Here is a 9,612-nt window from a genome sequence, read left to right as displayed (position 1 = left end):
GGTGCGCGCCCCACTGCCCCCGGCCGGGACGAGCACCCCCCCTTCCTCCCGGCCGGGGGCGCACCCCTGTCCGCGAGGAGCTACCCCCGCGCCCGGTTCACCGCCGACAGCACCGCCGCCACGGACGCGGCCACCCCCGAGGCGTCCCGGCCCGCGCCCCACCGTTCCTCGCCGCCGACCCGGCAGCGCGCGTACACCGTGACCGTCCGGGCCCCGGCCGGCCCCGAGGGCTCCTGCTCCACCAGCTCCAGGACGTCCGCCGCCACCCCGGCCGCCGCCAGCGCGTCCGCGAACGCGGTGACCGGTCCGGTGCCCGTCCCCTCGTAGTCGCCCACCCGGTCGTCCACGCGCAGCGTGCAGACGAAGCGGTGCTCACCGGCCGGGCCGGTCTGCGCCGACCAGGAGGTGAGGGCGACGCCGCCGTCCCGCCCGGGGACCAGGTACGCCGCCTCGAAGAGGTTCCACAGGTCCTTCGGGGTGGCCTCCGCACCGCTGTCGTCGGTCGCCTCCTGGACGGTGCGGGAGAACTCCGTCCGCATCCCGGCCGGCAGGTCCACACCGTGGCCGGTGCGCAGCAGATGGGCGATGCCGCCCTTGCCCGACTGCGAGTTGACCCGGATGACCGCCTCGTACGTACGCCCCACATCGGCCGGGTCGATCGGCAGGTAGGGCACCTCCCACAGCTCCGACGCACTGGTCGCGCGGCGGGCGAAGCCCTTGCTGATGGCGTCCTGGTGGGTGCCGGAGAACGCGGTGTACACCAGGTCCCCGCCGTACGGATGGCGCGGCGGCACCGGCAGCCGGTTGCAGTGCTCGACCGTGCGGCGGATCTCGTCGATGTCCGAGAAGTCGATCATCGGATCGACGCCCTGCGCGTGCAGGTTGAGCGCCAGGTTGACCAGGTCGACGTTGCCGGTGCGCTCCCCGTTGCCGAACAGGCAGCCCTCCACCCGCTGGGCGCCCGCCAGCACCGCCAGCTCCGCGCAGGCCACGCCCGTGCCCCGGTCGTTGTGCGGGTGGACGGAGAGGATCACCGAGTCGCGCCGGGTCAGGTGGCGGTGCATGTACTCGATCTGGTCCGCGTACACGTTGGGCGTGGCGATCTCCACGGTGGCCGGCAGGTTGTGCACGACCGGCCGGTCCGGCGAGGCGTCCCACAGCTCGGTGAGGCTGTCGCAGATCTCCAGGACGTAGTCGGGCTCGGTCAGGTTGAAGACCTCGGGCGAGAACTGGAACCGGATGTCCGCGCCGGGCCTGGCCCGGGCCAGCCGGTCCATCCGCCGGGCCGCGTCCAGCACCACGCCGTGCACGTCGGCCCGGTCGCGGCCCAGGACCACCTCGCGCCAGACGGGGGCGGTCGCGATGTAGAGGTGGACGACGACGCGGTCCAGGCCGGCCACGGACTCGAAGGTGCGGTCGATCAGGTCGGCTCTGGCGGGGGTGAAGACGACCACGGTGACGTCGTCGGGGACGGCCCCGCTCGTCGCCAGGTGCCGTACGAAGTCGAAGTCGGTGCGGCTCGCGGACGGGTAGCCGACCTCGATCTCCTTGAAGCCCATCGCCACCAGCAGGTCGAACATCCGCCGCTTGCGCGGGGTGTCCATCGGCTCCGCCAGCGCCTGGTTGCCGTCCCGCAGGTCGACCGGCACCCACAGCGGGGGCTTTTGGATACGCGCCTGCGGCCAGCTCCGCCCGGTCAGCGGGACCGCGACCCGGTCGTACGCGGAGCGGTAGCGGTGCGACGGCATGGAGCTGGAGCGTTGCGGGTTCCAGCGGGGCGCCGCCTGGGGGACCGGGCCGCGCGGCGTGCAGATGGTGGGGAAGCTGTGCATCGGGGACCGGGCGTCGGACGTGGCCGCGGACATGGACTCGGGCATGAACGGTGTCTCTTCTCGCATCGCCGGATGCGACCGGCACAGCACGGCACCCCGCGGCGGGGTGCCGATCGCTTCAGGCCCCGCCGCGGCAGCCGAGAAGGAGGAGACCGCGGTACGTCATGGGCGGTACAGTAACCAGAACGCAACCCCTCAGACAACCTGACAGGTGAACGACGTGTCCCGGCTCGGCCCCCTCCGCCCCAGTCCCCTCGTAGAACAGGCGACCAGCCATCTGCGGACGCAGATCACCGAGGGGCACTGGCCGGTCGGCACCAAGCTCCCGGGCGAGACGACCCTCGCCCGGGAGCTGGGCGTGGGCCGCTCCACGGTCCGCGAGGCGGTCCGTACGCTCGCGACACTCGGCCTCCTCCAGTCCCGCCAGGGCGCCGGCGTCTTCGTCGTCGCCGACCACGTCACGGAGGACTGGCCGGTACGGCTGCGCAGGGCGTCGGTCACCGACGTCTACGAGGTCCGCATGCTCATCGAGGTCCAGGCCGCCCGCCTCGCCGCCCGCCGCCGCACCGACGAGGACCTGACCGCCCTCGACGCGGCGCTCACCGCCCGGTTGAGGGCGGGCGCCGGCATCGACGACGCGGACTTCGTGGACGCGGACATCGCGGTGCACCGGGCGGTCGTGGCCGCCGCGCACAACCCGGTCCTCACCGACCTCTTCGCCGAGTTCGTCCCGGCCCTCCGCCAGGGCCTCATCGACCTCGTGGACCTCCTGGGCCTCCGCCGCCGGGACCCCCAGCACGGCCACACGGGCCACCGCGCCCTCGTCACGGCCATCGTGTCGGGCGACCCGGAGGCGGCGGCGCGCGCGGCCCAGGAGGAGTTGGAGTCCACGCTCGCCCGGCTGCGCGGGGCGTGACTCCGGCGCGATGCCCCGATCGACCTGAAGGCGCCGGGTGGGCGCCCGGGTTCGGGCAAAGAACGCGCGGGTCCGGATCCATGCCCCCTCCGTGCTGCGCCCCGTTCACTTCCCGGCGGGGTCCCCGGGGCTCCGGCGGGCCGTTTCCGGGCCGTAGCGAAAAACCGGCACCATAGCCGGTTTTTCGCGGAGGCTCAGTCAAGATCACCTGTCAACCCGCCTCCCACCTGCGGGAATTCAAAAATCCGCCTTGCGCCGCAACGCGGTGAACCGCTTTGGCAAGCCCTCGGCCGGACACGGTCTCGTGACTTGCAGGACACGCTCGCGCAACGGAAGCGTCTTCAACTCTTGACACCCACCCCCCGTAGGCAGCAATCTTCCGACATCGACGCATGGGAGCGCTCCCACATCGCACGGGGTTTTCCCCGAGTGAACGGCACTGCCCGTGTACTCCCCCCAACACCATTCGGCACCCGCACTCACCAGCGCGTATGCCACGCAGTGAGCCAGTCCCACCCTGGAACAAGGAGTAGTGGAATGCGTATCACCCGCACCGTCGCCGGCCGGAGCCGCAGAGTCGCGGTCCTGGCCACCACGGGCCTGACCGCTTCGGCGCTGCTGCTGACCGGCTGCAGCAGCGACGATTCCGACTCGAACGAGTCCTCCGAGTCGAACGGGAAGATCACGCTGACCGTCGCCGACTACGGCCAGTTCGGTTACAAGGAAGCCGGTCTTTTCGCCAAGTACCACGAGCTGCACCCGAACATCACGGTGAAGGAAGACACCACCGCCGATGAGAAGGTCTACTACCCCAAGCTGCTCCAGCAGCTGAACTCGGGCAGCGGCCTCGCCGACGTCCAGGGTCTTGAGGTCGGCCGCATCAAGGAGCTCGTCGACACGAAGGCGGACCAGTTCGCCGACCTGAGCAAGGTCATCGACGTCAAGGAGTTCGTGTCGTGGAAGGAGAAGCAGGCCACCACGGCTGACGGCAAGGTGATCGGCGCGGGTACCGACATCGGCCCGATGTCGCTCTGCTACAACACCGAGCTGTTCAAGAAGGCCGGTCTGCCGACCGACCGCAAGGAGGTCGCCGCCAAGATCGCCGGCGGCTGGGAGGACTACCTCAAGCTCGGTGAGGAGTACAAGAAGAAGGCGCCCGCGGGCACGTACTTCATGGACTCCGCCAGCGCCATGTTCAACGCCGTCGTCAGCTCCAACGCGAAGCAGTACTACGACGAGAGCGGCAAGGCGATCTACAAGGAGAGCCCCAGCGTCCAGCAGGGCTGGAACCTGGCCGCCGAGGCCGCGGACAAGAAGCTGACCCAGGGCCTCGCCCAGTTCAGCGACCCGTGGAAGGCCGCGCTCCGCAAGAGCACCATGGCCACCGTGGCCTGCCCCGCCTGGATGGCCGGTCAGATCTCCGTGAACGCCGGTGACGCGAACAAGGGCAAGTGGGACATCACCACCGCTCCCGGCACCACCGCGGCCAACTGGGGCGGCTCCTTCCTCGGTGTCCCGAAGTCCGGCAAGAACGTCGACGAGGCCACCAAGCTCGTCAAGTGGCTGACCGCCCCCGAGCAGCAGGCCGCCGTCTTCAAGGCGATCGGCTCCTTCCCGTCCAACACGGGCGCCTACGAGCTCCCGGACGTGAAGAACGCGACCCTGCCGTACTTCAACGACGCCCCGATCGGCCAGATCTACGCCGATGAGGCCAAGTCCATCCCCGAGACGATCCTCGGCCCGAAGGACGCGGCCATCAAGGACACCATCTCCACCCAGATCAACAACATGGAGCAGCGCGGCACCAAGCCCGACGACGCCTGGGAGGCCGCGACCAAGGCCATCGACAAGGTGATCGGCTGACGTTCGCCGGGCGCGTCCGGCCTGTTCCGCCGGACCTGCCCGGGCGCGGGCGGCCCCTTTCCGGGCCCCCCGCACCCGCGTGTTCCTGAGGGGTGCGGCGTAACGGCCCAGCCATCCCCGTACCCGGGTAACTCAAGCAAAATCCAGGGAAGGACATCCCGCTCGTGGCCACCTCGACTCCCACCCGGGACGCATACGCGCCGCCACCCCGCGGCTCCCAGCACAAACCGGTGGACAACCGCCGGCAGAACTGGCGCAGCCGGCTCTGGCGGTTCGACGACAAGGCGTCGCCGTACGCCTACATAGCCCCGTTCTTCCTCGTCTTCGGCGCCTTCGGGCTCTACCCGCTGATCTACACCGGCTGGATCGCCCTGCACCGGGTCGAGATGACCGGCATGAACCAGATGGAGTGGGTCGGCTGGGACAACTTCGACAGGATCCTGCACGACGCCGAGTTCTGGACGGCCGTCAGCAACACCTTCCTGATCGGTGTGATGTCGACGGTCCCGCAGCTGCTCGTGGCGCTCGGCCTGGCTCACCTGCTCAACTACAAGCTGCGGGCCAGCACCTTCTGGCGCACGATCATCCTGACCCCGTACGCCACCTCCGTGGCCTCCGCGGCCCTCGTCTTCGCCCTGGTCTTCCGGGCCGACGGCGGCCTGCTGAACTGGGTGCTGCACTTCGTCGGCCTCGGCGACACCAACTGGGCCAACGGCCACTGGACGTCCAAGATCGCCATCTCGGTCATCGTGATCTGGCGCTGGACCGGCTACAACACCCTGATCTACCTCGCCGCGATGCAGGCGGTGCCGTCCGACCTGTACGAGGCGGCCTCGCTGGACGGTGCCTCGCGCTGGCAGCAGTTCCGCAAGGTGACCATTCCCTCGCTGCGGCCCACGATCCTCTTCACGATCGTCATCTCGACCATCGGGTCGATGCAGCTGTTCGGTGAGCCCATGCTCCTGGAGGGCGGCACGCTCGGCGCGACCGGCGGCAACGAGAATCAGTACGAGACCCTCAGCGTCTACCTCTACAACTACGGCTGGAACCTCGGGCATCTCGGTCCGGCCGCCGCAGTGGCCTGGGCGATGCTCGCCCTCCTGCTGATCATCGCCGCGGTCAACTGGCTCATCGGCCGCTTCGTAAGCAAATCCGCGGTCTGACCGGGAGCGAAATCCAATGACCATGACCAGCCCCACCAAAGTCTCGGAGCCCGGCCTCCCGGCGCGTTCCGTCCACCGCGCACCGAAGCGCGCGAGCCGCTTCAAGCCCGGTGCCGGCAAGCAGTTGAGCGGCGGCCCGTTCGCCTACATCGCCCTGGCCGTCGTCGGCATCGGCTCGCTGCTGCCGCTGTACTGGACCCTCGTGGCCGCGTCCCACACCCAGGACGAAGTGCTGGCCACCACCCCGCCGTTCCTGCCGGGCGGCCGCCTCTTCCACAACCTCGACGCGGCGTGGAACCAGGCCCACCTGGGCAAGGCGATCGTCAACACCGTCGTCGTGGCCGGCTGCATCACCGTGGCGACGCTCTTCTTCTGCACCCTGGCCGGCTACGCCTTCGCCAAGATGCGCTTCCGCGGCCGGAACGTCCTGATGACCGGCGTCATCCTGACCCTGACGATCCCGCCGCAGCTCAGCGTCGTCCCGCTGTTCATGATGATGTCCGACATCGGCTGGGGCGGGGACCTGGAAGCGGTCATCTTCCCGACCCTGGTCAGCGCCTTCGGTGTGTTCTTCATGCGCCAGTACCTGAGCGAGGCGCTGCCGTACGAGCTGATCGAGGCCGCCAAGATCGACGGCGCGAACAACTTCCGCATCGTGCTGAGCGTGGTGCTGCCGGTGGCCCGTCCCGCGATGATGGTGCTCGGCATGCTCACGTTCGTCCAGGCATGGAACGACTTCTTCTGGCCCTACCTCGCCCTGAACCAGCAGAACCCCACCCTCCAGGTGGCGCTCGGCCAGCTCAGCGCCTCGTACACCCCCGACACCAGCATCGTGATGGCCGGCGCGCTGATCAGCACCCTGCCGCTGCTCGTGGTGTTCGTGATCTTCGGCAAGCAGATCGTCGGCGGCATCATGTCCGGCGCCGTCAAGGGCTGACCACCCGCTCGCCGCTTCTCCGTCACGGAGCCGTACGGTCCCCGCCCGCCCCGCGGACCGTACGGCCCCGTAGCCCCACCCCGTCAACGCCCCTGTCCTTCACACCCCTGGGAGCGCTCCCGCATGACTGCCGTACGACCTGACATCGCCCCGAAGCCGGTGCCCGAGGCCACCACCACGTTCCCGACGGGCTTCGTCTGGGGAGCGGCCACCGCCGCCTACCAGGTCGAGGGTGCCGCCGCCGAGGACGGGCGCACGCCGTCCATCTGGGACACCTTCAGCCGCACCCCCGGCAAGGTGCGCAACGGCGACACCGGCGACATCGCCGCCGACCACTACCACCGCTACCGCGACGACGTGGCGCTGATGAAGCAGCTGGGGCTGAAGGCGTACCGCTTCTCCATCTCCTGGTCCCGGGTCCAGCCCACCGGCCGCGGCCCCGCCGTCGAGCGCGGGCTCGACTTCTACCGCAAGCTGGTCGACGAGCTGCTGGAGGCGGGCATCAAGCCCGTCGCCACCCTCTACCACTGGGACCTGCCCCAGGAGCTGGAGGACGCGGGCGGCTGGCCGGAGCGCGCGACCGCCGAGCGGTTCGCGGACTACACCGCGATCATGGCCGGCGCCCTCGGCGACCGCGTCGGCACGTGGACCACCTTCAACGAGCCGTGGTGCTCGGCCTTCCTCGGCTACGGCTCCGGGGTGCACGCCCCCGGCCGTACCGAGGCCGCCTCCGCCCTGCGGGCGGCCCACCACCTCAACCTCGCCCATGGCCGGGCGATCGAGGTTCTGCGCGGTCAACTCCCCGCTACCGCGCAGACCTCGGTCACCCTCAATCTCCACCAGGTCCGCCCGCTGACCCCGAGCCCCGGGGACGTGGACGCCGCCCGCCGCATCGACGCGGTCGGCAACCGGGTCTTCACCGGCCCGATGCTGCACGGCGCCTACCCGGAGGACCTGCTCGCGGACACCGCGCACGTGGTGGACTGGTCGAAGCTGGTGCAGGACGGCGACCTGGAGGCCATCGCGCGCCCGGTCGACGTCCTCGGCATCAACTACTACACGCCGACCCTGGTCTCCACGCCCGCCGAGGGCTCCGGCGACACCCGCAACGACGGCCACGGCGCGAGCGACTACTCTCCGTGGCCCGGTTCGGAGCACGTCGCCTTCCACCTCGCCGACGGCAAGCCGACCACCGCCATGAACTGGTCGATCGACCCCAACGGGCTCTACAACCTGCTCATGGACGTCACCCGCGACCACCCGGGCATCCCGCTCATGGTCACCGAGAACGGCGCCGCCTTCGACGACTACGTCTCGCCCGAGGGCCGGGTCCAGGACCCCGAGCGCATCGCCTACCTGCACGGCCACCTCGACGCCGTCCAGCGCGCGGTCGCCGACGGCGCGGACGTACGGGGCTACTTCCTCTGGTCCCTGATGGACAACTTCGAGTGGGCGTACGGCTATTCGAAGCGGTTCGGCGCGGTGTACGTGGACTACGCCTCCCAGCGCCGCATCCCGAAGGCCAGCGCCCACTGGTACGCCGACGTGATCCGCCGCCACGCCCTCCCGCCGCTGGAGGACCTCGCCTGACCCCTCTCCGGTACGCCCTGTCCGTACCGCCGCATCCCCCGAGACCCGGCATCCGTGCCGGGTCTCGGCCGTTCGCCGCCCGGCCTGTGCGTTCCGCTTGACCACGCGCGTAGAGTGGGAGCGCTCCCATAGAGGGGGCGGGGGAGCGGCCGACCGGTCCCGCAGAGTGTCAAGGGAACCAACGCCAGGACTTGGTTTGGTTATCCGACTGTGAGAAATTGACCGCGAACGGGAGGCAGCCATGACGGCAGCGCGAGTACGGAGCGGGGGCCGGCCCACGCTCGAAGAGGTCGCGGCGCGGGCGGGGGTCGGGCGGGGCACGGCCTCGCGTGTCATCAACGGGTCGCCCCGGGTCAGCGCCCACACCAGGGAGGCGGTCGAGGCCGCCGTCGCCGAGCTGGGTTACGTGCCCAACCGCGCGGCCCGCGCGCTGGCCGGCAACCGCACGGACGCCGTCGCGCTCGTCGTGCCCGAGTCGGAGAGCCGCTTCTTCGCGGAGCCGTACTTCTCCGACATCGTGCGCGGGGTCGGCGCAGCCCTCGCCGATACGGAGATGCAGCTGCTGCTCACCCTCGTCGGCAGCGACCGCGAGCGCCGCCGACTCGCGCAGTACCTCACCGCCCACCGCGTGGACGGCGTGCTGCTGGTCTCCGTGCACGCCGACGACCCGCTGCCCGACCTGCTGGAACAGCTCGGCATGCCCGCCGTGATGAACGGCCGCAGATCCGCCACCGAGTCCCTGTCCTCCGTCGACTCGGACAACTTCGAGGGCGCCCGGGGCGCCGTGGAACACCTCGCCTCGCGCGGCCGCCGCTCCATCGCCACGATCACCGGCCGGCTCGACGTCTACGCCTCCCAGAGCCGCCTGGACGGATACCGCCAGGCCGTCCGCGACGCGGGCCTGGAGCCCGACGAGCGGCTGATCGCCCCCGCCGACTTCACCGAGGAGGGCGGCGCCCAGGCGATGCGCGACCTGCTCGCCCGCCGCCCCGACGTGGACGCGGTCTTCGCCGCCTCCGACGTGATGGCCGCCGGGGCCCGCCAGGTCCTGCGCGAGGCCGGCCGCCGCATCCCGGACGACGTCGCCCTCATCGGCTTCGACGACTCGGCCGTGGCCCGCCACATGGACCCGGCGCTCACCAGCGTGCGCCAGCCGATCGAGGAGATGGGCCGCGCGATGACCAGGGTCCTGCTCGACATGATCGCCGGCGAGAACGCGGACCGGGCGCAGATCGTGCTGCCGACCGAGCTGGTGGTCCGCGACTCGTCATGAGGCCGGGTTGCCGCAACCCGGTTGCCCCGAGGCGCAGT

General features: G+C 70.6%; 7 protein-coding genes. 6 read left to right on the top strand and 1 reads right to left on the bottom strand.

Translation table 11 applies throughout. From position 1 onward, the window contains the following. Window positions 1-80: 80 nt before the first annotated feature. Entirely contained in the window at window positions 81-1,877 is a 1,797-nt protein-coding gene (locus ACN6LM_RS12805) for a 2-isopropylmalate synthase (RefSeq protein ID WP_445065460.1), read from the bottom strand. 166 nt (window positions 1,878-2,043) lie between these two features. On the opposite strand from ACN6LM_RS12805, the gene ACN6LM_RS12800 reads away from it, so the two are divergent. The 6 genes from ACN6LM_RS12800 (at window position 2,044) to ACN6LM_RS12775 (ending at window position 9,574) form a co-directional block, all read left to right on the top strand. Continuing rightward, complete coding sequence (locus ACN6LM_RS12800) at window positions 2,044-2,748, top strand: FadR/GntR family transcriptional regulator (RefSeq protein WP_445065459.1); 705 nt, start codon at window positions 2,044-2,046, stop codon at window positions 2,746-2,748. Window positions 2,749-3,285: 537 nt separating this feature from the next. Beyond that, window positions 3,286-4,611, top strand: a complete 1,326-nt coding sequence (locus tag ACN6LM_RS12795) for an ABC transporter substrate-binding protein (RefSeq protein WP_445065458.1) — start codon at window positions 3,286-3,288, stop codon at window positions 4,609-4,611. A 164-nt stretch (window positions 4,612-4,775) separates the two neighbouring features. Next, window positions 4,776-5,774, top strand: coding sequence for a carbohydrate ABC transporter permease (locus ACN6LM_RS12790; RefSeq protein WP_445065457.1), 999 nt, complete (start codon window positions 4,776-4,778; stop codon window positions 5,772-5,774). 16 nt (window positions 5,775-5,790) lie between these two features. Beyond that, the gene (locus tag ACN6LM_RS12785; protein ID WP_445065456.1) at window positions 5,791-6,711 is read left to right on the top strand and encodes a carbohydrate ABC transporter permease; all 921 of its coding nucleotides are present in this window, start codon (window positions 5,791-5,793) and stop codon (window positions 6,709-6,711) included. A 123-nt stretch (window positions 6,712-6,834) separates the two neighbouring features. Beyond that, a complete protein-coding gene (locus tag ACN6LM_RS12780; RefSeq protein WP_445065455.1) occupies window positions 6,835-8,301 on the top strand; it encodes a GH1 family beta-glucosidase in 1,467 nt (488 codons plus the stop codon). Between the two features lie 241 nt (window positions 8,302-8,542). Further along, window positions 8,543-9,574 (top strand): LacI family DNA-binding transcriptional regulator, encoded by a 1,032-nt coding sequence (locus ACN6LM_RS12775; RefSeq protein WP_445065454.1) that lies wholly within the window; start codon window positions 8,543-8,545, stop codon window positions 9,572-9,574. Window positions 9,575-9,612: the final 38 nt, after the last annotated feature.

Source organism: Streptomyces sp. SAS_281 (assembly GCF_052542855.1).
Note: the sequence above shows the minus strand (reverse complement) of the source record. Positions and strands in the feature narration are given on the sequence as shown.